Source organism: Mycobacterium sp., from assembly GCF_965230835.1.
GTDB lineage: Bacteria > Actinomycetota > Actinomycetes > Mycobacteriales > Mycobacteriaceae > Mycobacterium.
On record NZ_CBDDLW010000002.1, the window covers coordinates 4,086,559 to 4,109,711 of the forward strand.

Annotated in this window: 22 protein-coding genes and 2 pseudogenes; 9 read left to right on the forward strand and 15 right to left on the reverse strand. The window is 62.3% G+C overall.

Annotated elements, in window-relative coordinates; translation table 11 throughout:
• The first annotated feature begins 434 nt into the window (after positions 1 to 434).
• The 3 genes from ACO07W_RS18765 (at position 435) to ACO07W_RS18775 (ending at position 2,947) form a co-directional block, all read left to right on the forward strand.
• Positions 435 to 704, forward strand: coding sequence for a hypothetical protein (locus ACO07W_RS18765; RefSeq protein WP_421845186.1), 270 nt, complete (start codon positions 435 to 437; stop codon positions 702 to 704).
• A 705-nt stretch (positions 705 to 1,409) separates the two neighbouring features.
• The gene (locus ACO07W_RS18770; RefSeq protein ID WP_421845187.1) at positions 1,410 to 1,619 is read left to right on the forward strand and encodes a hypothetical protein; all 210 of its coding nucleotides are present in this window, start codon (positions 1,410 to 1,412) and stop codon (positions 1,617 to 1,619) included.
• A gap of 869 nt (positions 1,620 to 2,488) precedes the next feature.
• Complete coding sequence (locus ACO07W_RS18775; RefSeq protein ID WP_421845188.1) at positions 2,489 to 2,947, forward strand: hypothetical protein; 459 nt, start codon at positions 2,489 to 2,491, stop codon at positions 2,945 to 2,947.
• Between the two features lie 640 nt (positions 2,948 to 3,587).
• On the opposite strand, the pseudogene ACO07W_RS18780 reads toward ACO07W_RS18775, so the two are convergent.
• Positions 3,588 to 3,839: pseudogene (locus tag ACO07W_RS18780) on the reverse strand (IS256 family transposase); the annotation flags it as partial.
• A gap of 69 nt (positions 3,840 to 3,908) precedes the next feature.
• Between ACO07W_RS18780 and istA (ACO07W_RS18785) the strand changes: the two are divergent.
• Both istA (ACO07W_RS18785) and istB (ACO07W_RS18790) read left to right on the forward strand, forming a co-directional pair.
• Entirely contained in the window at positions 3,909 to 5,144 is a 1,236-nt protein-coding gene (istA, locus tag ACO07W_RS18785; protein WP_421839994.1) for an IS21 family transposase, read from the forward strand.
• Positions 5,144 to 5,935, forward strand: a complete 792-nt coding sequence (gene istB, locus ACO07W_RS18790) for an IS21-like element helper ATPase IstB (RefSeq protein ID WP_421839995.1) — start codon at positions 5,144 to 5,146, stop codon at positions 5,933 to 5,935. The genes istA (ACO07W_RS18785) and istB (ACO07W_RS18790) overlap by 1 nt, the downstream gene beginning before the upstream one ends.
• Before the next feature lie 36 nt (positions 5,936 to 5,971).
• On the opposite strand, the gene ACO07W_RS18795 is transcribed toward istB (ACO07W_RS18790), so the two are convergent.
• A complete protein-coding gene (locus ACO07W_RS18795) occupies positions 5,972 to 6,148 on the reverse strand; it encodes a hypothetical protein (RefSeq protein ID WP_421846184.1) in 177 nt (58 codons plus the stop codon).
• Between the two features lie 94 nt (positions 6,149 to 6,242).
• On the opposite strand from ACO07W_RS18795, the gene ACO07W_RS18800 reads away from it, so the two are divergent.
• Positions 6,243 to 7,517 (forward strand): IS256 family transposase, encoded by a 1,275-nt coding sequence (locus ACO07W_RS18800; protein WP_421840071.1) that lies wholly within the window; start codon positions 6,243 to 6,245, stop codon positions 7,515 to 7,517.
• A gap of 56 nt (positions 7,518 to 7,573) precedes the next feature.
• On the opposite strand, the pseudogene ACO07W_RS18805 reads toward ACO07W_RS18800, so the two are convergent.
• Positions 7,574 to 8,509: pseudogene (locus ACO07W_RS18805) on the reverse strand (IS256 family transposase); the annotation flags it as partial.
• Between the two features lie 584 nt (positions 8,510 to 9,093).
• Between ACO07W_RS18805 and ACO07W_RS18810 the strand changes: the two are divergent.
• Positions 9,094 to 9,333 (forward strand): FitA-like ribbon-helix-helix domain-containing protein, encoded by a 240-nt coding sequence (locus tag ACO07W_RS18810; RefSeq protein ID WP_421845189.1) that lies wholly within the window; start codon positions 9,094 to 9,096, stop codon positions 9,331 to 9,333.
• Between the two features lie 564 nt (positions 9,334 to 9,897).
• Here ACO07W_RS18810 and ACO07W_RS18815 read toward each other — a convergent pair.
• The 5 genes from ACO07W_RS18815 to ACO07W_RS18835 all read right to left on the reverse strand — a co-directional run bounded on the left by ACO07W_RS18815 (position 9,898) and on the right by ACO07W_RS18835 (position 14,344).
• The gene (locus ACO07W_RS18815) at positions 9,898 to 10,203 is read right to left on the reverse strand and encodes an excalibur domain-containing protein (protein WP_421845191.1); all 306 of its coding nucleotides are present in this window, start codon (positions 10,201 to 10,203) and stop codon (positions 9,898 to 9,900) included.
• A 580-nt stretch (positions 10,204 to 10,783) separates the two neighbouring features.
• Positions 10,784 to 12,058, reverse strand: a complete 1,275-nt coding sequence (locus tag ACO07W_RS18820) for an IS256 family transposase (RefSeq protein ID WP_421840071.1) — start codon at positions 12,056 to 12,058, stop codon at positions 10,784 to 10,786.
• A 77-nt stretch (positions 12,059 to 12,135) separates the two neighbouring features.
• A complete protein-coding gene (gene istB / locus ACO07W_RS18825; protein ID WP_421839995.1) occupies positions 12,136 to 12,927 on the reverse strand; it encodes an IS21-like element helper ATPase IstB in 792 nt (263 codons plus the stop codon).
• Positions 12,927 to 14,162 carry an IS21 family transposase gene (gene istA, locus ACO07W_RS18830; protein ID WP_421839994.1) on the reverse strand — a complete coding sequence of 412 codons (1,236 nt, stop codon included), beginning with the start codon at positions 14,160 to 14,162 and terminating at the stop codon, positions 12,927 to 12,929. The genes istB (ACO07W_RS18825) and istA (ACO07W_RS18830) overlap by 1 nt, the downstream gene beginning before the upstream one ends.
• Before the next feature lie 44 nt (positions 14,163 to 14,206).
• On the reverse strand, positions 14,207 to 14,344 hold the full coding sequence (locus ACO07W_RS18835) for a hypothetical protein (RefSeq protein WP_421845192.1): 138 nt from the start codon (positions 14,342 to 14,344) through the stop codon (positions 14,207 to 14,209).
• Between ACO07W_RS18835 and ACO07W_RS18840 the strand changes: the two genes are divergently transcribed.
• Positions 14,343 to 14,858, forward strand: coding sequence for a GtrA family protein (locus ACO07W_RS18840; protein ID WP_421846102.1), 516 nt, complete (start codon positions 14,343 to 14,345; stop codon positions 14,856 to 14,858). The two genes, ACO07W_RS18835 and ACO07W_RS18840, sit on opposite strands and share 2 nt — an antisense overlap.
• Positions 14,859 to 14,950: 92 nt before the next feature.
• Here ACO07W_RS18840 and ACO07W_RS18845 read toward each other — a convergent pair whose 3' ends face one another.
• The 7 genes from ACO07W_RS18845 to ACO07W_RS18875 all read right to left on the reverse strand — a co-directional run bounded on the left by ACO07W_RS18845 (position 14,951) and on the right by ACO07W_RS18875 (position 22,141).
• A complete protein-coding gene (locus ACO07W_RS18845; protein ID WP_421845193.1) occupies positions 14,951 to 16,162 on the reverse strand; it encodes a thiolase family protein in 1,212 nt (403 codons plus the stop codon).
• 36 nt (positions 16,163 to 16,198) lie between these two features.
• A complete protein-coding gene (locus ACO07W_RS18850; protein ID WP_421845194.1) occupies positions 16,199 to 16,597 on the reverse strand; it encodes a Zn-ribbon domain-containing OB-fold protein in 399 nt (132 codons plus the stop codon).
• A gap of 192 nt (positions 16,598 to 16,789) precedes the next feature.
• Positions 16,790 to 18,058: an amidohydrolase family protein gene (locus ACO07W_RS18855; protein WP_421846103.1), complete on the reverse strand. Its 1,269-nt coding sequence runs from the start codon at positions 18,056 to 18,058 to the stop codon at positions 16,790 to 16,792.
• Positions 18,059 to 18,071: 13 nt separating this feature from the next.
• Positions 18,072 to 19,286 (reverse strand): amidohydrolase family protein, encoded by a 1,215-nt coding sequence (locus ACO07W_RS18860; protein ID WP_421845195.1) that lies wholly within the window; start codon positions 19,284 to 19,286, stop codon positions 18,072 to 18,074.
• 3 nt (positions 19,287 to 19,289) lie between these two features.
• Positions 19,290 to 20,105 (reverse strand): acetoacetate decarboxylase family protein, encoded by an 816-nt coding sequence (locus ACO07W_RS18865; protein ID WP_421845196.1) that lies wholly within the window; start codon positions 20,103 to 20,105, stop codon positions 19,290 to 19,292.
• Positions 20,102 to 21,040 carry an SDR family NAD(P)-dependent oxidoreductase gene (locus ACO07W_RS18870; RefSeq protein ID WP_421845197.1) on the reverse strand — a complete coding sequence of 313 codons (939 nt, stop codon included), beginning with the start codon at positions 21,038 to 21,040 and terminating at the stop codon, positions 20,102 to 20,104. The genes ACO07W_RS18865 and ACO07W_RS18870 overlap by 4 nt, the downstream gene beginning before the upstream one ends.
• 108 nt (positions 21,041 to 21,148) lie before the next feature.
• On the reverse strand, positions 21,149 to 22,141 hold the full coding sequence (locus tag ACO07W_RS18875) for a winged helix-turn-helix transcriptional regulator (RefSeq protein ID WP_421845198.1): 993 nt from the start codon (positions 22,139 to 22,141) through the stop codon (positions 21,149 to 21,151).
• A gap of 95 nt (positions 22,142 to 22,236) precedes the next feature.
• Here ACO07W_RS18875 and ACO07W_RS18880 point away from each other — a divergent pair, with 95 nt between their 5' ends.
• Positions 22,237 to 23,145, forward strand: coding sequence for an alpha/beta fold hydrolase (locus ACO07W_RS18880; RefSeq protein WP_421845199.1), 909 nt, complete (start codon positions 22,237 to 22,239; stop codon positions 23,143 to 23,145).
• Positions 23,146 to 23,153: the final 8 nt, after the last annotated feature.

A 23,153-nucleotide genomic window follows, 5' to 3' on the forward strand; every position in this document is an offset into this window, starting at 1 on the left:
ATACAGCAACCGATGTCTAAGGCGCCCTTTCGTGCTGCCTCAGGAACAGGCGGTATTCGATGCTTGCCTTGCCGATGCCGGAGCGCTCAACGCGAGAAAGGCCGCCATTGAGGCCAGACTGCGATCCTTGGGCGTGGAACCGGAGTCTGCGCCGCCAGCTGAACATCGACCACCTGAAGGAACCGAAGCACCCCCGTTTCCACCGCCCAAGCACATCAGCGGACTAACGGAACATGCAGAGGAGCAAGTCAACAGCCGAGACGGTCACGGGTTAATGACAGAGCAATGGACAATGCCGTCGAGAATTCGATCGGCCCGCCCAAGTTCAAGCCAGACCGATACGGCGGGACCTATGTATATGTTGGTAGGGACGCAACTGTGGTCTTGGATCGAGACGGCCAAGTGGTTACAGCCTGGGCGAACAGCCGTGATGGATGGAGAAATCCGTGAGCAATGTTCTAGCCGCCATTTCGCCTCAATCCCGAATTGTTATCGTGGAAGAACTAGAGCGTCGTAACCCTGCCCTTCTTGCCGAGCTTCGTGGCTCACAGAAGCCGACCAATGACCAGAGCGACGCGGTTGTGGATCTACTCATTGATGCGATGAGCGCGAACTACGGTCCGGGCCATATCCCGAACGATCGCGGAAAGGCGATTGATAACGCGATCGGCCATTACCTTCTGGCCTGGCCAATAGATCGATGACGGCAACAACCAATGCCGGAAGCGTGGTGGTCGGTGGCTGGCCAGGTAGGGGTTCCCGCCGACGCACACAGTCGATAGCAGTGTGACCGGCGGCCAGTGGGGTGCTGGGCACTTCATTTCGATCTTCCCCGTAAAATCCAACGAGAAGGTCTTGATGGTGATGCCGGCCGCAGCCGCCCGCTCGAACGGAGCGACATCGAAGTCTCTAGGTGCGTATAGGTACCTTTTGATCACGAAGTACGGTCCGTAGTTCGGCAAGTGCCAAATGTTTGCCCTGGCCGACTAAATCTATGCCATTTAAAAGAGATGAAGTGGCAGCCGAAAAGAACGTCTGGGTTAGGGTCGATGATGAATCATCCGACATGCGGGATGAACCATGGGTCTTCTACTGGCGTGAGCCGAAGAGCGATTCGGAATAATTTGATCGACTACGTCGAAATCTCCTCTCTGTCCTAAAAGGGGAAATTGAAGAAGTCGACTCTGACTGGTAAGTCATAACTACTATTCTTAATCACCATGTTCCTCTCTACGCTACCGCTGTGTGTTCGACTAGAACGGTTATTCCGGAAAGTAAGATGGTTTTCTGACTTTCTACAAACACAGCTAGCGGCAACTCGGTCGCTCATGGTCGAGTTCGGGCTGATTCGTTAGACTCTTGGCCAGCCATGTCTGTGCGTGCCTCAGGCTCAGCAGCGAGGATGAAGTATGTATCGAGCGCTAGTCGTCTCTGGCTGCGTGCTGAGCTGGGTACTCGGCGCGGTCATCGTTCGCCTCGGCTTGGACTGGGCGGACACCTTTCCCTATAGCGAGGCATCCGAGCGGCGTTATTTAGGTGTCGCCGCCGCCGCCCTGGTCGTGGCCATCGGTGGTTCGTTCACAACAGTTTTCGTGGCTCGCCGCCGGCGCCGGCGCTAGCCACCCGGCAGATGTGCCAGACGCGACCCTGAAAGCCCTTGTTTTGCGGGCAAGTTCAAACGGCGTGTTCCCCGATACTGAGTCCACCAGATCAACCCGATGTTAGAGGCAGGTTGTTGTTGATCCGGGTTCAGCGGATGTCGCAGGCCATGGGGTGGTGGGTATGCCTGCACTGGGCAGCGTACTCGGCTGGAGTCACTAACCTACGTGACGATTTCATTGACGTCTCGTTCCTTGACTCCTTAGGCTCAGGGACGCCGACTCAGTCGCGAGCCCGAAACCGCTCACTGTCCGTCTCGATGCAGTCGGGCAGTCCCCTTCAACCGAAGGTGTTACCACTGTGAAGACGCTCAGCGCCCGAAAGATCAGTGCGACCTGGAGTGGGGTTCGGTAGTTTTCATCCATCGATTGGAACGCAAGCTAACGCTGCGGCGAAGCTCGCACCGAACGCCTGCTCAGGTATCGCCCGGATTGCCGGTCACTGCGCGCACAATTCTTTGCCAAACTTGCATCGGCCCCAAAAAAGCATATACGACATGGCGCAAGTGCTTCATCTCTTATGACGCGGATGATTTGATTGGAGGTGGATGCCCTTCTGAATGACGTTGGACAGAGCTAATTTATCAGTTTGTCGGCGAAACTATCGAAGCCGATTGCTATTTTACCGCAGGCGTTGCCCGCGGACTGAGTAACGGGCGCCGCTGCGGATACGCCGCCTACGCGTTTGCCGGAAAGCGCCAAGCGTAGGACGACTACACAAGTTCAATCTCGGCCCTGAAACATCTCGCATTTGTTTCGAAATTACTTACATGCTCTTGCCTAATCGATGCCAGTACAGTCTTGATGTTCTGTTGTAACGATTGCTCGACATGATCCACCTGATGGGACAGAAAATGGAAGCATCCTGGAAGCTCACCGCTAGGCAGGCCTTCGGCATTCTGGTGCTGGCGTGCCCCCTGGTCATTTTGGTATTAATTGTCGCGACAAACATGGGCAACAGCTTGGTCGCAGTTGCCGGTTTGGTTTTGGTCGCCATCACCCAGGGCTTGCTTCACGTCCTCGCGAAGATCACTGCCCAGAAACTCGGCTCACCGATACTGCCGTGGAGTCTGTGGGCGGCTGCAGCTTTGACTACGTGGAGCGTCTTGGCCGGCCTTTTGATCGTAGGGCAGCATTTTAACAAGGTTGATGACGGCCTCTCTGATTCGGCATTCATCCTTCCGTTGGCAATCGTCGCTGCTGTTGCGGTCGGGTGCAGTTGTGTGGCGCTGGGGCTCGTGGCGGTGATCATCAATCGGTTGATGAACACATCCAGTTCAAGACCTTAGAAACCGTTCTCTATTTGTAAACGAGAGTGAGTCCTGTGCGGCCCGAGCGGTGTTGGCCGCTGGTCGAGTGTTTCTATGGTGGGCCGACATGCCTGGTCGTCATTGTGGCCGTGGCGGTTAGCCGAAACGATGACAGCGTCACGTCGTGCTCGGCCACTGGTCACGTCTGTCCGATGAAGTGCACCCACGCACTCGCGTTGGTGCGCGGTCCTGCCCGCCGACACCTGATCAGCTTGCTGAGCCCAAATCTGCCAATCGCAGCAGCCGTACCGTGAAGCACGCTGCCAATAGCAGCGTTCAGAATTCTACTACTGCAACGGTTTACACCAACGCCGGCGTCCACATCCTGATACCGGCCGCGTCTACACCAATCACAGTTTGGGCCGCAGTGGGCTCCCCAGAGGTGAGCCGGGCCCAAGACTTCACGCGAGAGTCTCGTTTCTAGTAAACAAAGGAAACGAACCCTCGCCAGCCAATGCGAAACCGGATGCCACGCTATCTGTGGACCGCGATATCGCCAGCAGCGACCAGCACTGGCGACGGGTAGGGATCGATCGACTATTCGGCGCTTCAGGCGAGCTGCGAGGTGGCGTCTTAGGACTGGTGTAAAAACGCTGGGCGCATGTTCCTGGTGGTCATGTTACGCGGCGGTGGTGTCGGTCGTGGTTGTTGTGGTGGGGGGATGCAGTGGGCGGGGTGGCTCGAGCAGTTGGTGGCGTAGTTCTTGGAGGTGGCGGCTGGTCGCTGATGTTTGGGTGACTCCGCGCCAGCCGCGGCTGGCGCGGTCGAGGACGGCCCATACCAGCGACAGACAGCTGGTTTCGCCGGGTAGGCGGCCGATGACCTTGACCCGGCGACGGGATTCTCCGTGTCGGCGGCAACTGAATACTGACCAGTGGGCGGCAATTGAAAATTGACCAGCTTCCTAGAGTGCCTTGGCTATGTGTCAAGGAGGAGGCAGGTGTTGAACGTGGAGGATTGGGCTGAGATTCGCCGGTTGCGCCGGTCGGAGCAGTTGCCGATTGCCGAGATTGCGCGGGTGATGGGTATTTCGCGGAATACGGTGAAGTCGGCGTTGGCTTCTGATGGGCCGCCGAAGTATCGGCGTGCGGTGAGGGGTTCTGTTGCTGATGAGGCCGAGCCGCGGATTCGGGAGTTGTTGGCGGCCTATCCGCGGATGCCGGCGACGGTGATTGCTGAGCGGATCGGTTGGTCGTATTCGATCCGCACACTGAGTGGGCGGGTGCGTGAGTTACGGCCACTGTATTTGGCGCCGGATCCGGTGTCACGGACGACGTATGTGGCCGGTGAGGTCGGGCAGTGTGACTTCTGGTTTCCCGATGTTGTGGTGCCGGTGGGGTATGGCCAGGTTCGTAGGGCGGCGACGTTACCGGTGTTGACCATGGTGTGTGGGTATTCACGGTGGGCTTCGGCGCTGTTGATTCCGACACGCGCTGCCGAAGACTTGTATGCCGGTTGGTGGCAGCATCTTTCGACGTTGGGTGCGGTTCCACGGGTGTTGGTGTGGGATGGTGAGGGCGCGGTCGGGCGGTGGCGGGCACGCCGACCAGAGTTGACCCCGGCATGTCAGGCTTTCCGCGGGACCTTGGCCACCACGGTAGGGATCTGTAAACCCGCTGATCCTGAGGCCAAGGGTCTGGTTGAACGGTTCCATGACTATTTGGAGCGGGCGTTTTTGCCGGGGCGGGTGTTTGGCTCCCCAGCCGATTTCAACATCCAGTTGCAGGCCTGGCTGGTGGGGGCCAACCACCGCCAGCATCGGGTGCTGGGATGCCGGCCAGCAGATCGCATCGCCGCCGATACCGCAGCGATGCTGGCATTGCCGCCGGTTGGGCCCAGCATCGGATGGCGACGCTCAACGCGGTTGCCTCGCGATCATTACGTGCGCCTCGACAGCAACGATTACTCGGTGCATCCGGCCGCGATCGGCCGCCGTATCGAGATCATCGCAGATCTAAACCGGGTGCGGGTCTGGTGTGACGGCACGCTGGTCGCCGACCACGACCGGATCTGGGCCAAACATCAAACGATCAGCGATCCCGAACATGTCCAGGCCGCGAAACTGCTGCGGCGCAAACGGCTCGAGGTTGTTGGTCCACCGCATCACGTGGAGGTCGAACAACGCCGTCTCGCTGATTACGACGCCTTGTTGGGCCTTGACGGGCCGGTGGCGTGATGGCTGCCAAGACCGCGACCAGCAGCCGTGATGTCACCGCCGAGCTGGCGTATCTGACCCGGGTGTTGAAAGCCCCGACGCTGCGTGAGGCCATCGAACGTCTCGCTGAGCGCGCCCGAACCGAAGCGTGGAGCTATGAAGAATTCCTCGCGGCGTGTCTGCAGCGTGAGGTGTCGGCTCGGGAATCTCACGGCGGCGAAGGGCGCATCCGCGCTGCCCGCTTCCCATCACGTAAATCGTTGGAAGAGTTCGACTTCGATCATGCCCGCGGTCTCAAACGCGACATCATCGCCCATCTGGGCACCCTGGACTTCGTCACCGCTAAAGACAACGTGGTGTTCCTCGGCCCACCAGGGACCGGCAAGACCCACCTGGCGATCGGGATTGCGATGCGCGCTTGTCAAGCAGGTCACCGCGTTGCGTTCGCGACCGCTTCGCAATGGGTTGATCGTCTTGCTCGCGCCCATCACAACAGCACCCTGCAAGCCGAATTGGCGCGGCTGGCCCGCTACCCCCTGCTGGTTGTCGATGAAGTCGGCTACATCCCGTTTGAACCCGAAGCCGCCAATCTGTTCTTCCAACTCGTGTCGTCGCGTTACGAACGGGCCAGTCTCATCGTCACCTCGAATAAGCCCTTCGGGCGGTGGGGCGAAGTGTTCGGCGACGACGTAGTCGCCGCCGCCATGATCGACCGACTCGTCCATCACGCCGAAGTCATCGCCCTCAAAGGAGACAGCTACCGCATCAAAGACCGAGACCTCGGCCACACCACCACAGCCGAGGACCAATGAAACCAAGCTGGTCAATTTTCGATTGCCGAAACCTGATCAGTTTTCACTTGCCGTTGACACTCCGAAGGTGCGTTCGATGAGGTTGGAATGGCGGATGCGTGTCCAGTGTTGGCGGGGGAAGCGCAAATGCACGCTCAGCGAGGCGAAGTCGTTGGCCAGGCAAGCGACCGCGGCTGGGTAGGGTCGCGTCTCATCGCTGGTGTAAATGGTCACGGGCGTAGGTTCCGTCGCAACCGACGAAAGCTATGAAGGAGGGGCTACGCCCGTGACCAAGCGAGTATCGCCGATTGAGCGTGTGCGTGTTGAGATGGATCAGTTGTTCGCCGCGACCGAGCGGCCGTTGACCGAGATTTTGGAGGAGGTCGGGCGGTTATCGGTGCGTCTGGTGTTTCAGGTCGCCGTGGAGGCCGAGGTAGAAGCAGTGTTGGGCCGAGCCCGTCACCAGCGTCGGGTTCAGGACGGCCCGGGCGGGTACCGCAATGGGTATCAACCGCCGGCGACGGTGAAGACCACGATGGGCTCGGTCGAATTATGCCGCCCGAAACTACGCGACACCGACGAGCGGTTCTGTTCGCGGCTATTCGGTGCCGGGGTGACGCGCACCCACGCTCTGGAGGCGTTGGTGATTTCGGGATGGGTGCGCGGTTTGTCGGATCGCGACATCGAGGCCGCGTTGGCCGAGGTGCTGGGCTCGCAGGCGGCGTTGTCGCGCTCGACGGTGAGCCGGATTTGTGCGGCCATCAAAGACGAGTTCGCTGCGTGGTCGTCTCGACGCCTTGATGAGCTGGTGTTGGACTACCTGTTCTTGGATGCCTCGAACTTTCGGATGCATCCCAACGCCCCGGCCGAGCCGGTGCTGGCCGCCTGGGGCATCTGCACCGACGGCAAGCCCCTGTTTATTGGGCTGGCCCCAGCCGCAGCGGAGTCGGCTGATGCGTGGGCCGACTTCTTGGCTGACCTGAGGAACCGGGGACTACGCCCGCCGCTACTGGGCATCTCCGACGGGGCGCCGGGCCTGATCGCCGCATGGGAGACCACGTTTCCGGCAAGCCTGCGTCAGCGGTGTCTGATCCATCGCTGCCGTAACGTCATCGCCAAGACACCTGTCGCGGTCCAGGACGAGATCAAAGCCGCGTTCTGGTCGATCTTCGATGACATTGACCAGCCACCCGGCCAGCAGGCCGTGGATGAAGCCACCCGCCGCGCCGAGGAGTTCACCACCACATACCGCGGGCTCTACCCAGCCGCGGTCGCTTGCCTGGCCAACGACTTCGCCTCGCTGAGCGTGCATTTGCGCTTCCCCCGCCAACACTGGACACGCATCCGCCATTCCAACCTCATCGAACGCACCTTCGGAGAATCCCGTCGCCGGGTCAAGGTCATCGGCCGCCTACCCGGCGAAACCAGCTGTCTGTCGCTGGTATGGGCCGTCCTCGACCGCGCCAGCCGCGGCTGGCGCGGAGTCACCCAAACATCAGCGACCAGCCGCCACCTCCAAGAACTACGCCACCAACTGCTCGAGCCACCCCGCCCACTGCATCCCCCCACCACAACAACCACGACCGACACCACCGCCGCGTAACATGACCACCAGGAACATGCGCCCAGCGTTTTTACACCAGTCCTAAGACGCCACCCTGGGTAGAGCCCGCGGTATGTGGTGGTGAACTCCTCGGCGCGGCGGGTGGCTTCATCCACGGCCTGCTGGCCGGGTGGCTGGTCAATGTCATCGAAGATCGACCAGAACGCGGCTTTGATCTCGTCCTGGACCGCGACAGGTGTCTTGGCGATGACGTTACGGCAGCGATGGATCAGACACCGCTGACGCAGGCTTGCCGGAAACGTGGTCTCCCATGCGGCGATCAGGCCCGGCGCCCCGTCGGAGATGCCCAGTAGCGGCGGGCGTAGTCCCCGGTTCCTCAGGTCAGCCAAGAAGTCGGCCCACGCATCAGCCGACTCCGCTGCGGCTGGGGCCAGCCCAATAAACAGGGGCTTGCCGTCGGTGCAGATGCCCCAGGCGGCCAGCACCGGCTCGGCCGGGGCGTTGGGATGCATCCGAAAGTTCGAGGCATCCAAGAACAGGTAGTCCAACACCAGCTCATCAAGGCGTCGAGACGACCACGCAGCGAACTCGTCTTTGATGGCCGCACAAATCCGGCTCACCGTCGAGCGCGACAACGCCGCCTGCGAGCCCAGCACCTCGGCCAACGCGGCCTCGATGTCGCGATCCGACAAACCGCGCACCCATCCCGAAATCACCAACGCCTCCAGAGCGTGGGTGCGCGTCACCCCGGCACCGAATAGCCGCGAACAGAACCGCTCGTCGGTGTCGCGTAGTTTCGGGCGGCATAATTCGACCGAGCCCATCGTGGTCTTCACCGTCGCCGGCGGTTGATACCCATTGCGGTACCCGCCCGGGCCGTCCTGAACCCGACGCTGGTGACGGGCTCGGCCCAACACTGCTTCTACCTCGGCCTCCACGGCGACCTGAAACACCAGACGCACCGATAACCGCCCGACCTCCTCCAAAATCTCGGTCAACGGCCGCTCGGTCGCGGCGAACAACTGATCCATCTCAACACGCACACGCTCAATCGGCGATACTCGCTTGGTCACGGGCGTAGCCCCTCCTTCATAGCTTTCGTCGGTTGCGACGGAACCTACGCCCGTGACCATTTACACCAGCGATGAGACGCGACCAGCTGCGATATGTCGTGGTGTTGGCTCGTAGACCGTCTCGGTCGGCTAAACGCTCCCGATCCTAGCCAAGATTCGGCAGGCTCTAGCCAGGGTAACTCGGGCAAAGGCCAACAGTACAACGGCTTCTCCATCCAAAGCGCCCAGCAGAACGCGGCGGTAGTACTCGAGGCACTCAGGTACCAATTAGGCGGCGAAATCAAGGAAATGAGCTCTAGGCGCACCCGCGCAATATGGCAGTCGAGCTCCGGCTCAGCCACGCCATCACCACAAAGGGACGGCATCAGTTCGCGTTGGCATGCTCCACATCGTCTCGGTATACCGCAACGACAGCCCCTACGGTCAAAGCCCGACTTCACCGAGACCCTGAGCGCACGACCATAACGACACTCACAAGCCGCGGTTGGACAGCGGCCCCGATTGCGATATCATGATGATATCGTTGAACCGAAGGGGGCCTAATGGCGAATGTACTGATCCGCGATGTTCCTGACGACGTGCTGGCCGCGTTGGACCAACGGGCCGCGCGGCTTGAACTGTCCCGAACCGAATATATTCGGCGACGGCTGGCGCGGGATGCACGCACAGCAACGATCACTATCACCGCCGATGAGATCAGCGTCACAACTGACGATTGGAGTGGGTCGGCAGCCCCTTACTGCGGCCTCGGGGCATCCACGGTGGATCGCGCCCAAGAATGACTCGGCTTGCTTTGACATCAACCGAACGAAGCACCAGCGTAGAATCGACGCTACCTCTGCGTTAGTGTTTCCAACCATTCCAGACCGCCCCGTCGATTGCGGCGAATGATGTTGACGGGGCGGTCGATTGGTTTGCCAATGCGGGAAGGGGGCCCCGCACCGTCAAACGGGGCTTGGCGGTGTCGAACCGTCGTAAAAACCCAGCAAACGCGCCGTTCACCTGGCCCAACATCACCTGTCGCCCCGACACGACCGCAATGCCAACGGCTAGCGTATACGCGTAGTAGATATCTGGGTATCGCTGTGCGCCTGGGCATCCCGACTCTCGTGCAACGCCATGTTGCGTAGCTGGCGACGGGCCTGCGAAGCCAGCTCAACTGCATCCCACCCGACGAGTACAAGGCCGCCTACTACGCCCAACTCCGGGCGTCTCAGCCGGCGACGTCTCAACCATGAAGCCGGCATCAAAGCCGCAACGGTTCAAACCGATTGGACCTTGGCGCTATCAGCCCCGCCTTGGCGGGGCTGGCTTCTACATCCAGGCGTGTGGCAATTGGAAGGTCGCTATTCGCACCCAACTCCATTGCCGTCACGATCAAGACCGTAGATGTCAACTCCGATGACAGTCACCGGACCCGAGACGTAGGCTGGGCCGTTACCGCTACCGCCGGCGCAGTCGACGTCACGAGCGATCGGTACACAGGCGCCCGAGTAATTGGGGTCGCATGATGATCTTGGCTCTTGCGGCAAAGGTGCCCGATGAGGGGCGAAGGGCTGCACAACCGGCGCAGCGTCTGGATCGGCATTCGCCGCCGGAGCAAAGGCGAGCCCAACTGCGAACCCGATTGACATCATTGTCAATCGCCTCATAGTGAGGGATTTTAGTCAATTCTGTGTTGCCGGTAGCCAATTTTTGGCAAAAGAAAACTAGCCGCCGCAGCAGGGACTGTCGCGGGGACCGAGGTGGTCACCGCGACAATCAGCGCCGGAGCTGATACCAACCTCCCAACATTTCTGACCTGCTGGGCTGAGCATCCGCATATCCGATACTTCAGCGATCGGCGCGGCTTCGTGCGTGTCCGCCTCTCACCTGCCAAGTTGTGCGCCGACTTGAGGGTCATACCGTTTGTCTGGCGTGCCGGTGCCCAGGTTCGAACTAGCGCCTCATTCGTGATACCCGATCGGCTGGCTACTCCAACAAAGAGGGTTGAAGCCTGAGCGAACACCAAAGCGGTTCGCCAAAACCTGTACATATTGCGCACACCGCTGACCCTGGATTCGCTTGAACTGCTTCTTTGCTCCCGGTCGTGGGTGCCGACGTCTTCCGTTTGCCTGACGATCACGAGCTGGTCATGTGTTGGTGGCAACGTTTCGGCGTGTGCGGGGACGCGTCGAGGTGGCGTCTTAGGACTGGTGTAAAAACGCTGGGCGCATGTTCCTGGTGGTCATGTTACGCGGCGGTGGTGTCGGTCGTGGTTGTTGTGGTGGGGGGATGCAGTGGGCGGGGTGGCTCGAGCAGTTGGTGGCGTAGTTCTTGGAGGTGGCGGCTGGTCGCTGATGTTTGGGTGACTCCGCGCCAGCCGCGGCTGGCGCGGTCGAGGACGGCCCATACCAGCGACAGACAGCTGGTTTCGCCGGGTAGGCGGCCGATGACCTTGACCCGGCGACGGGATTCTCCGAAGGTGCGTTCGATGAGGTTGGAATGGCGGATGCGTGTCCAGTGTTGGCGGGGGAAGCGCAAATGCACGCTCAGCGAGGCGAAGTCGTTGGCCAGGCAAGCGACCGCGGCTGGGTAGAGCCCGCGGTATGTGGTGGTGAACTCCTCGGCGCGGCGGGTGGCTTCATCCACGGCCTGCTGGCCGGGTGGCTGGTCAATGTCATCGAAGATCGACCAGAACGCGGCTTTGATCTCGTCCTGGACCGCGACAGGTGTCTTGGCGATGACGTTACGGCAGCGATGGATCAGACACCGCTGACGCAGGCTTGCCGGAAACGTGGTCTCCCATGCGGCGATCAGGCCCGGCGCCCCGTCGGAGATGCCCAGTAGCGGCGGGCGTAGTCCCCGGTTCCTCAGGTCAGCCAAGAAGTCGGCCCACGCATCAGCCGACTCCGCTGCGGCTGGGGCCAGCCCAATAAACAGGGGCTTGCCGTCGGTGCAGATGCCCCAGGCGGCCAGCACCGGCTCGGCCGGGGCGTTGGGATGCATCCGAAAGTTCGAGGCATCCAAGAACAGGTAGTCCAACACCAGCTCATCAAGGCGTCGAGACGACCACGCAGCGAACTCGTCTTTGATGGCCGCACAAATCCGGCTCACCGTCGAGCGCGACAACGCCGCCTGCGAGCCCAGCACCTCGGCCAACGCGGCCTCGATGTCGCGATCCGACAAACCGCGCACCCATCCCGAAATCACCAACGCCTCCAGAGCGTGGGTGCGCGTCACCCCGGCACCGAATAGCCGCGAACAGAACCGCTCGTCGGTGTCGCGTAGTTTCGGGCGGCATAATTCGACCGAGCCCATCGTGGTCTTCACCGTCGCCGGCGGTTGATACCCATTGCGGTACCCGCCCGGGCCGTCCTGAACCCGACGCTGGTGACGGGCTCGGCCCAACACTGCTTCTACCTCGGCCTCCACGGCGACCTGAAACACCAGACGCACCGATAACCGCCCGACCTCCTCCAAAATCTCGGTCAACGGCCGCTCGGTCGCGGCGAACAACTGATCCATCTCAACACGCACACGCTCTGTCAACGGCAAGTGAAAACTGATCAGGTTTCGGCAATCGAAAATTGACCAGCTTGGTTTCATTGGTCCTCGGCTGTGGTGGTGTGGCCGAGGTCTCGGTCTTTGATGCGGTAGCTGTCTCCTTTGAGGGCGATGACTTCGGCGTGATGGACGAGTCGGTCGATCATGGCGGCGGCGACTACGTCGTCGCCGAACACTTCGCCCCACCGCCCGAAGGGCTTATTCGAGGTGACGATGAGACTGGCCCGTTCGTAACGCGACGACACGAGTTGGAAGAACAGATTGGCGGCTTCGGGTTCAAACGGGATGTAGCCGACTTCATCGACAACCAGCAGGGGGTAGCGGGCCAGCCGCGCCAATTCGGCTTGCAGGGTGCTGTTGTGATGGGCGCGAGCAAGACGATCAACCCATTGCGAAGCGGTCGCGAACGCAACGCGGTGACCTGCTTGACAAGCGCGCATCGCAATCCCGATCGCCAGGTGGGTCTTGCCGGTCCCTGGTGGGCCGAGGAACACCACGTTGTCTTTAGCGGTGACGAAGTCCAGGGTGCCCAGATGGGCGATGATGTCGCGTTTGAGACCGCGGGCATGATCGAAGTCGAACTCTTCCAACGATTTACGTGATGGGAAGCGGGCAGCGCGGATGCGCCCTTCGCCGCCGTGAGATTCCCGAGCCGACACCTCACGCTGCAGACACGCCGCGAGGAATTCTTCATAGCTCCACGCTTCGGTTCGGGCGCGCTCAGCGAGACGTTCGATGGCCTCACGCAGCGTCGGGGCTTTCAACACCCGGGTCAGATACGCCAGCTCAGCGGTGACATCACGGCTGCTGGTCGCGGTCTTGGCAGCCATCACGCCACCGGCCCGTCAAGGCCCAACAAGGCGTCGTAATCAGCGAGACGGCGTTGTTCGACCTCCACGTGATGCGGTGGACCAACAACCTCGAGCCGTTTGCGCCGCAGCAGTTTCGCGGCCTGGACATGTTCGGGATCGCTGATCGTTTGATGTTTGGCCCAGATCCGGTCGTGGTCGGCGACCAGCGTGCCGTCACACCAGACCCGCACCCGGTTTAGATCTGCGATGATCTCGATACGGCGGCCGATCGCGGCCGGATGCACCGAGTAATCGTTGCTGTCGAGGCGCACGTAATGATCGCGAGGCAACCGCGTTGAGCGTCGCCATCCGATGCTGGGCCCAACCGGCGGCAATGCCAGCATCGCTGCGGTATCGGCGGCGATGCGATCTGCTGGCCGGCATCCCAGCACCCGATGCTGGCGGTGGTTGGCCCCCACCAGCCAGGCCTGCAACTGGATGTTGAAATCGGCTGGGGAGCCAAACACCCGCCCCGGCAAAAACGCCCGCTCCAAATAGTCATGGAACCGTTCAACCAGACCCTTGGCCTCAGGATCAGCGGGTTTACAGATCCCTACCGTGGTGGCCAAGGTCCCGCGGAAAGCCTGACATGCCGGGGTCAACTCTGGTCGGCGTGCCCGCCACCGCCCGACCGCGCCCTCACCATCCCACACCAACACCCGTGGAACCGCACCCAACGTCGAAAGATGCTGCCACCAACCGGCATACAAGTCTTCGGCAGCGCGTGTCGGAATCAACAGCGCCGAAGCCCACCGTGAATACCCACACACCATGGTCAACACCGGTAACGTCGCCGCCCTACGAACCTGGCCATACCCCACCGGCACCACAACATCGGGAAACCAGAAGTCACACTGCCCGACCTCACCGGCCACATACGTCGTCCGTGACACCGGATCCGGCGCCAAATACAGTGGCCGTAACTCACGCACCCGCCCACTCAGTGTGCGGATCGAATACGACCAACCGATCCGCTCAGCAATCACCGTCGCCGGCATCCGCGGATAGGCCGCCAACAACTCCCGAATCCGCGGCTCGGCCTCATCAGCAACAGAACCCCTCACCGCACGCCGATACTTCGGCGGCCCATCAGAAGCCAACGCCGACTTCACCGTATTCCGCGAAATACCCATCACCCGCGCAATCTCGGCAATCGGCAACTGCTCCGACCGGCGCAACCGGCGAATCTCAGCCCAATCCTCCACGTTCAACACCTGCCTCCTCCTTGACACATAGCCAAGGCACTCTAGGAAGCTGGTCAATTTTCAATTGCCGCCCACTGGTCAGTATTCAGTTGCCGCCGACAACGCTCAATCGGCGATACTCGCTTGGTCACGGGCGTAGCCCCTCCTTCATAGCTTTCGTCGGTTGCGACGGAACCTACGCCCGTGACCATTTACACCAGCGATGAGACGCGACCCGCGTCGAAATCGCGTCGAGCATGGCTGGCTCAACGATTCCACGGATTCTGCGTTAAGGCCGTCGCGCGCTTGCCATGGCGGCTGAATCGCATTGTCGCCCCCACGTTCGTTGGCTTCGCATTGATCAATGTCCTCACCTTCGGATCGGACTTGCTGCTGCTCACCGCACTGCACGGTGGCCTCAATGTGCCCTTGCCCATCGCGTTGACGGCGGCATATGTGTGCGCCTTGACGCTGAGCTACCTGCTTAACCGGGTCTTGAACTTTCGCTCGCACGCCCAGGTAAGACCCGAGGTGCTGGTATACACCGTGGCGGTGGCGGTGAACTACCTGGTGTTCATTCTTGGTGTCTCCACCGTTTTGACGGCTGTCGGTCTCGACTATCAGGTCGCGCGGATCGTCGCTGGCGGATGCGAAGCCGTATACATGTACAGCGCGATGCGCTGGGTTGTTTTCCGCCGTAAAAGGGTCGCAAACAGACTGCGCTGAAAACGTTTTCAAACCCTAGCGCAGCTGTGGCCAAGGCGCACAAAAAGTCTCCTGCCTGGTCGAGGCCAAGACGAGCTATCGGAGCCGAACCGCTAGGAAGCTGATTTCTCTAGGATATGGACTCCGCAGGCCGAGCCCAGGCCAATCACATGGGCCAGGCCGACCCGGGCGTTCTCGATCTGACGGTCGCCAGCTTCTCCGCGAAGGTGATGGCAGACCTCCCAAATGTTGGCGATACCGGTGGCCGCTATTGGGTGCCCCTTCGACTGCAGTCCACCCGACACGTTGACCGGCTTGGATCCATCGCGCCAGGGGGCGCCTGAGGCGAAGAAGTCTGCGGCGCCGCCCTCTTCGCACAACATCAGGTTGTCGTAGTGCACGAGCTCGGCGGTGGCGAAGCAGTCGTGCAGTTCGACCAAACTGAGGTCGCTCGGGCCAACGCCGGCCTGTTCATAAGCGGTCGCGGCAGCGTTGCGGGTCAGCGTGTTGACATTCGGCAGCACCTGGCAACCCGCCTCGTACGGGTCGGTAGTCAGTACCGATGCCGATACCTTCACCGCGCGTCGACGCTGTTCGAGAGACAGCGTTTTCAACGTCTCGCCACTGCATACAATTGCGGCCGCGGCGCCGTCGCAGTTTGCTGAGCACATCGGGCGAGTATTCGGATAGGCGATCATGACGTCGCTCATGATCTGCTCCAGCGTGAATCTCTTCTGGTAGGCAGCCAGCGGGTTCAGTGTCGAGTGGGCGTGGTTTTTCTCGCTGATCTTGGCGAATAACTCAAAGCTCGTGCCGCCGTATTTGTGTCCATACTCCGTGCCGATCTGGGCGAACACGCCGGGCATGGTTTCGGTGCCGATCCGCCCGTCGACCGGTGCCACCGCGCCGTATCGGCCTGCCGGCTCCCAGACGTCGGCGTCCCCTTTTTTCTTGCCGCCCGCGCCAAGCAGCCCGGCACCTGATAGCTTTTCCACGCCGACGGCCATGGCGTAGTCGACTTCTCCGGCCTTCACGGCCATGATCGCGGTCCGCAGCGCGGTGGCCCCGGTGGCGCAGGCATTGGCGACGTTGTATACCGGGATGCCGGTTTGACCGATTTGCTTCTGCAGCTGCTGGCCGAGGCCAGCGCTAGCATTCATCAGGTTGCCGGCCGCCAGTACGCCGATCTCGGCCATGGTGATGCCGGCATCGGAGAGCGCCCCCAGCGCGGCTTCTGCCGCCAGATCAACCGAATCTAGCTCGGGATGCTTGCCGAACTTGGTCATCCGGATCCCCAGGATCCAAATCTCGTCGCTGGCGCTCATTATTGCTGCTCCTTAACGTGATTTAGTGAACGTCGGTTACGGCGCCGGCTCGAAACCGAATCCGATCGCCTCGGTACCCGCAGAGTCAGTGCCGATGGGGTAGGTCGCGAGCCGCACCTTCATCCCGTCGCTGATCTGTTCGGGATCGGGATCGATGTTGATTATGTTGGCGCGTACCTGGGTGCCGTCGCAGTCGACGACGGACGCGATGAACGGGGTCGGGATTCCCGGTGCGGCGAAAGTGACAATGGTGAACGTCCGCACCGTGCCTTCGGTCGCGACCGGGACTGCGACGAACTCGGTTGAAAAGCAGCCCGCGCACGCGTTACGCCGGTCGAAGAACCGTGCGTGGCACTTGAGGCATTCCTGTGCGACGAGGTGCGGTTCGCCATCGTCGAGCACGAGATAGTCGACGATGGGAATCTGCCCGGCCATAAGTAACCTCCGCGTCCATTATCTACTACTGGCGTGCCATCTCGTTATTCCATACGCGGCTCTAGACGATGATGTCGGGTCCCGAGAGTTTGCGCTGGGAGCTCAACGTTTCGTGAATGCGGTATGCAGAACGAGCCAGCGCTATCGGTGGTCGGTCGCAGCTGAGTCGCTAGATCTTGGCTGCTCGATTCCTTAGTCCACCGTGGGGTTAGCCAACGGCTCCGCATCGGTCAGCCAGTGACGTCCGGCTCGGCGGGCCTCCTCCCACTTGGGGACGCTCACCGCATCTTCTTGGCCTAGATCCTCAGGGGTGGGGCCGATTCGCTCGGCAAGGGGTGCCAGGGCGCCCAGATCGAAGTTGTACACCTGCGCAGCCGCCAGGCCCAGGATCTGTCGGGTTTCCTCAACGGGAATATCCCAGAACGAGCGCCGCAGCCAGTCACGGGTATGCGGCCAGGTGCCTTCCGGATGGGGGAAGTCGTTTCCCCACAGCATGTTCGAAACACCGATCTCGTAGCGCCGCGCTAGCTCCCTGCGCTCGGTGGTAGTGGCTCCGATAAAGCAGTTGCGGTCGAAGTAAGCCGAGGGGGGCATCGTCAGATCACCCTCCATCTGGCGGCTCATCTTTTTGGCCGAGTGCTCGCGCAGGTAGCGGGTGTCCATCAGCCAGAGCAGGTCGTTGGCCCAAAATGCGCCGCACTCGGTGGCGCCCCATCGCAGCCGGGGAAACCGCTCAAACACCCCGGACCACAAGGCGAACCATAGCGGTCGGACCCCCCACCAACGGACCTCGGTGACATAGATGCCCAGGTGTCCGCCGTACTCCTCCTGGGGGGCGGCGCCGACGTGGGTATGTACCGGCATCTGCAGGTCCTGACATGCGGCCCAGACCTTGTCGTATCGGCGGTCGTGGTATGGCGGGTAGCCGGACCACAGCGCCGGGATCATGATCCCGCCGCGTAGCCCGGACTCGGCCGCTCGGGTGATCTCGGCTACCGCGGCGTCGACATCGGCCAGGATCGGCACGACAGCGACTCCGGCGCGCCGTTCGGGGCTGTGGCTGCACAGCTCAGCCAGCCAGCGGTTGTGGGCGCGCGCCCCGGCCATGGCCCGCCCGGGGTCCAGGTCGCCTGACTGCGCGAGGCCGGCGCCAAACGGTGCTCCGGCCACTCCGGTGACGGCGTCGGCGTCGGGGAAGATGACCTCGCCGACCACCCCGTCGCCGTCGAGTTCTTTGTCCCGCAGACCGACGTCCCATCCGCCGGCGATGCCGTCGCCGTGCTCGGAAAACCACTGCTCGGCGAACTGCTCATCGATGAAGCCGCCGACTTGCAACGCGGCGGCTTTCTCTGCCAGGAACGACTCGAAGTCCTCTCGGTATTCAGGGTCGATGTATTCGCGGTACTGCTCGGTGGGCAGCTCGGCGTGGCAGTCTGCGGAGATGATGATGTAGGGGTCCACGATGGTCCTTTCGCTACCAGGCACGGATGGGGTCGTCCTCGAAGGCGGTACTGCTGGCGTCGACGGGCACGGTCGCGAGTGGCTCGGCCACCTCGGCTACGGTCGGGCCGATGTGGTTCACCAGGGGGGCGAGCGCTTCGAGGTCGAAGCCGTAGGTGGCCGCGGCATTCCCGCCTAGCATGGCTGCCACCTCGTCAGTCGGCACGCCGCTGAAGGTGTGGCGCAGCGCCTCCCGGGTGTAGGGAGCGGTCCCCTCGAGATGCGGGTAGTCGCTTCCCCACATGATCCGGTCGACGCCGATTCGGTAGCGCTCGGCGCACTCGACCGGGCGAAGGAAGCTGGCGCCTACGTAACATTGCCGGGCCCAGTACTGGCTGGGCTTAAGGGCCAGCGCACCGGCGCTGGGTCCGGCGAAGCGGGCGATCGCCGAGTTCGGCCGTCCGTATCGGGCGGCTGCGACGTCGAGCGAGTCAAGCGTCGCTGGTATCCATCCGGCGCCCTGTTCGGTCAGGACCAGGTTGAGGTTTGGGTGGCGATCGAGTGCGCCGCTGAAGATCAGGTGCCACAGCGCCCGGTGCGCGAACCAGTGTGTCTCGTACACCCACACCGCCAACGAGCTGCCCCACCCGTCGGTCGGGCTAGGCCCGGCGCCGCCGGCGTGGTGGTTGATCACCAAGCCCGCCTCCTCGCAGGCCGCCCAAAGCGGTTCCCAGTGCTCGGCATAAAGCGGCGGGATACCGGTGCCGGGGGGTACCCCGGGCAGCAGCACGCCGCCGCGCAGCCCAAGCTTGGCTATTTGTGCCACCTCGGCGACAGCTTCGTCGAGGTCCCCGAGCAGGATTTGGCCCACACCGGCGCGCCGCTCGGGTGACAAGCCGCAGAAGTCGGCCAACCAGCGATTGTGTGCGCGCAGGCCGGCCCAGCGCAGCTCAAGTTCGCGGGTCGTTGTCGGTGGCGAGGTAGCCAGGCTTCCATGCGGAAAAAACGGCGGCACAGTATTGGGGAACAGGACTTCTCCAGCGATGCCTTCCCGATCCAATTCGCTGTTACGCCGCTCGCTGTTCCAGTTATGTTCGGCATCGGTGTCGGTGAGGTCGGCGAACGGGTTCTCATAGGTTTTCGCCCAGCCGTCGAACTCGTCGCGGTATCGCGGATCGAGGTACTCGCGATAGTCGAGCAAGTCCGCGCCGGCGTGACAATCAGCTGAAATGACCGTGTACCGCTCCATGCGTCACGCCTGCGCCGGTTCGGGGCGGGGGGTGGCCGGCAAGGTGTTCTGGGCAGGGGGGTCGTCGTATCGCTGGTGCACATAGGGCAGCAGCCACTCCTGTGGCACTCGCGTCGCGATCCGCCCCACCTGGATGGTGCGCCGACGGCACCATGTGATCGACCGCATCTCACGGACCACGATGTCGGCCACCGGGTCAAGGGGCGATTCTCCCAACGTGAGGGTGCCGTCGATGCTTTCCAGCAGCTCGTAGTGTCGGTGGTATTCGCCGTAGACCAGGTGGGGGTCGGTGATGCCGTTGCCGTCTGGAGCGCGCAAGAATTTGAAGTAGAACTCGGTGTTTACCTGGTCGGGGGGCAACGGCGCCTGCCCGCTGATCCGGCCGCCAACTGCGATGAACTCATAGCCCAGCCGATCAACGGTCGCGCTGACGCGATCACCGTCGCGCTCCAGCGTGATGTGAGCCAGCTTCTTGGGCTCACCGAACGTTTCGCGCCCGCCGGTGAGCGATTGCTCGGTGGACTGGGGCATGACGAGGGGGTAGTCGCCCCACAGGTCGCCGTGGCGGGCCGCTACGGAAAAAACTGCCGAGCCGAACGGAGGCTTGCCGGCTATCTGGACTCGCTGTACCTGGACCCGCACCAGTGGTTCGTCGGCCGGTTCCAGCGGCTTGGGCAGCACCGCGGCCACAATCTCGGGATCGGTGAGGTAGGTGACCGTCACCGCCTCGGTAGCGATGGGCGCCTTGGTTGCGTCGACCTCTTTATCGACTTGCGCTTCGGGTGGGCGGGGGCCATAGCGGATTGCGTTGGTGCTCAACGGTTCTCTCCTTCGTTATTAGGCTGTTTGGCAGCACTCTGGCTGAGAACGTCGATAAGGTAGTCGGGGTCGCTGCGACCGAGGATCGACGCCGCCTTGCGGCTAACGACTTTCTCCGCGGGGGTGGGCGGTCCCAACAGCCAGAAGTTGTCCGCCCGGATTCCCTCCACCACCTGTTCAGCAACCGTCTCGAGCGGGGTGAATTCGACACGGCCGCCGCCGGCTTCGAAGCGTGCCACCACCGCGGCCAGAGTCGGCTCGGGTGTGCGACGCTTCTGGGTCGCCGCGTAGCGTTCCGGCCGGTGTCGCCATGACTCCCAGATGCCGGTGTTTAAGAACCCGGTTGGGAAAAAGGCATGTGTGCGTACGTGCGTGCCGGTCATTTCCAGGTGGCTGTAGAGGCTCTCGGTCAGGCAGAGCACCGCGGCCTTGGTCATCGGGTAGACCGCCATCGCCGGTCCGCCGGTGGCGCCTCGAGCGATCGGCGCGAATCCGCCGTTGCCCGAGCAGGTGTTGATCACGTGTCCCTCGCCCTGCTCGAGAAGGATGGGCACGAAAGCCTTGATTCCGTGGATCACGCCCAGCACGTTGACGTCGATTCCCCAGCGCCAGTCAGCCAGGTCGTGTTCCCACATGTAGCCCTCGGAGACTCCGCCGGTGCCGGCGTTGTTGCATACCACGTGCACCGCGCCGAAGCGTTCACGTGTTTCTTTGGCCAGCGATTCGACCGAGGAATAGTCGGTGACGTCGGTGACTATGCCCGCTGCCTCAATGCCCTCGTCAGCGAGGGCGCGAGTGGCCGCGTCAAGCGGTTCGGCGAGGACGTCGGCCAGCACAACCTTCATGCCCTCGATACCGAAACGCCTGCCCATGGCCTGTCCGATGCCTCCGGCTCCGCCGGTGACGACAGCCACCTTGTCGTGGAGATCCTTCATTGTGGCAATCGTCACATGCTTGTGCGGCCGCCACAAGGCGTTGCGGTGATGCGATGACGGTCCGGGCTATGTGCCCCGAGCGACGGCTCCGAGCGGATGGGTTTTGTCTCAAAGCAGGCTGCTGACACCGGGCGTGGCGCCCGCGACACCGAATGCGATCGCCATTCGTCGTCCGGCCTCAGGCGCGCCGGTAAGGGTGCTGCCGTCGGCGGCAAGGGCCTGTGCGAACGAAATTGTGCCTGCGCCGAGGCCAAGCAGCGTTGCTAGATCGGTGCGAAGCGTTGCGGCCGGTGCGGCGGCCCTACCGGTAGCCATCTCGACCGAACCGTCGCTGACGACTGCGTGAAAGACGAGGTTGTCCACCCGGAATTCGTAAGATTCGTCAATGCCGCGCGTCGCCTGGGGCTGGAAGCGAGCTCCGACCGCGCCAATGATGCCGTGTTGGCCACCGGTCGCCTCCAGGTGCGGTCCGACGATCGTGATCGCACGCTCAGCGGCGGCGCGGTCTCCTTCGATGCTGACCACGCCCTGTGTTTCGGCGTCGTCTAGTGCTATGAGCTGCCCGCCGACTGCCAGCAACGACGTCATGTCCGTGGAGATCGCACAGGCCCGATCAGTAGCGGGGCCGTGCCGGACCCCGATATCGCCGTCGGCGATACGAATGTGGAACACCTCGCCGTCGACGTGGAACTCATAGGTCTCCCACAAGGCGGAGGCTAGTTCGGGCCGGAAACTGGCCCGCAGGCAACCGAGCAGCCAGCCGAGCCGAAAGCTGTCTCGGGGTTGTGGCCCGTCGAGCAGCTGTAGGCCCCAACGAGTCAGGGCATCGACAACAGGTCGCAGACCTTCTCCGAGATCGGTGAGCTCGTAGACCACCGCAACGCCCGGTGGCGGCAGCTTGGTGCGCCGGACGATTCCCGTCGTGCGAAGGTCGCGGAGCCGTGCGGCAAGGACATTGGGTGTCACTCCCGGCAAGCCTGCTTCGAGATCGCTGTACCGCTTAGGGCCTAGGAGCAACTCGCGAATGATCAACATCGTCCATCGCCCGCCGATCTTGTCGAGTCCACGCGCCACAGGGCAGAACTGGTCGTAGCTTCGCATCGCCTTATACCGTCCTGCTCGCACTAGTGGACTCGCGCCTGTGGAGAAATTCTATCCTATTGCAAGTTGGAACTATGTTTTCTATAGTTTCGGTCATGGTGGCCGATGCCGACACCGGCTTGTCGCAACCCCCGCCCATAACCGGGGTGCGGCGTTCGTTTGTCATGGCGCGCGACGTTCGGTTCCATGTCACCGAAGCGGGCCCCGCGGAGGGCAGACCCGTCGTGTTGCTGCATGGCTGGCCGCAACACCACTACGCGTATCGGGATCTGCTCGCCGACCCGCCGGCGGGACTGCGCATCATCGCCCCCGATCTTCCCGGCTATGGCTGGTCGGGCCCGCCGCCGCATAAGTGGGCCAAAGAAGACATCGCCCAAGATGTTCTGGCGCTGTTTAATGAACTCGGCCTCGGTAGGGTCGTGCTGGCCGGCCACGACTGGGGTGGCTGGATCGGCTACCTGTTGATCCTCAACGCTGCAGAGCGATTCGACGGCTTCATGCCGCTAAACATTGCCCACCCATGGCAGTCCCCGCGCAGGCTAGGCCCGCATCTGTGGCGGTTGTTGGCATACCAGCCGGCCATGGCGGCGTTCGGGGTGCCGCTGCAGCGTCACACGAAGATGATCGAACGGCTGGTCTTCGGAACCGAAGCAGCTCGCGGGGCCACCTTCGACTCAGCGGACGTCCGAATCTACGCCGAGCGTTTCCGCGACCCGGTGTGTGCGCGAGCCGGCCGGGACACCTATCGGACCTTCCTGCTGCGTGAAATACCTGCCTCGGCGCGCTCGGGCGAACGGCGCCGCGCGACCGTTCCGATTCGTGCCCTCTTCGGGGTCAAAGACTTCGCTGTGCATTGGTCGTTGGCGTCGCCGGACAACGCGCGGGCCGACGACTACACGCTTGAAGAAGTTGATTGCGGGCACTTCATCGCCGACGAGAGACCGGACCTAGTACGGCAGCGGCTAGTTGAGCTGGCGGCCGATACCGAGCCGACAAAGAAGTGAGATAAAAA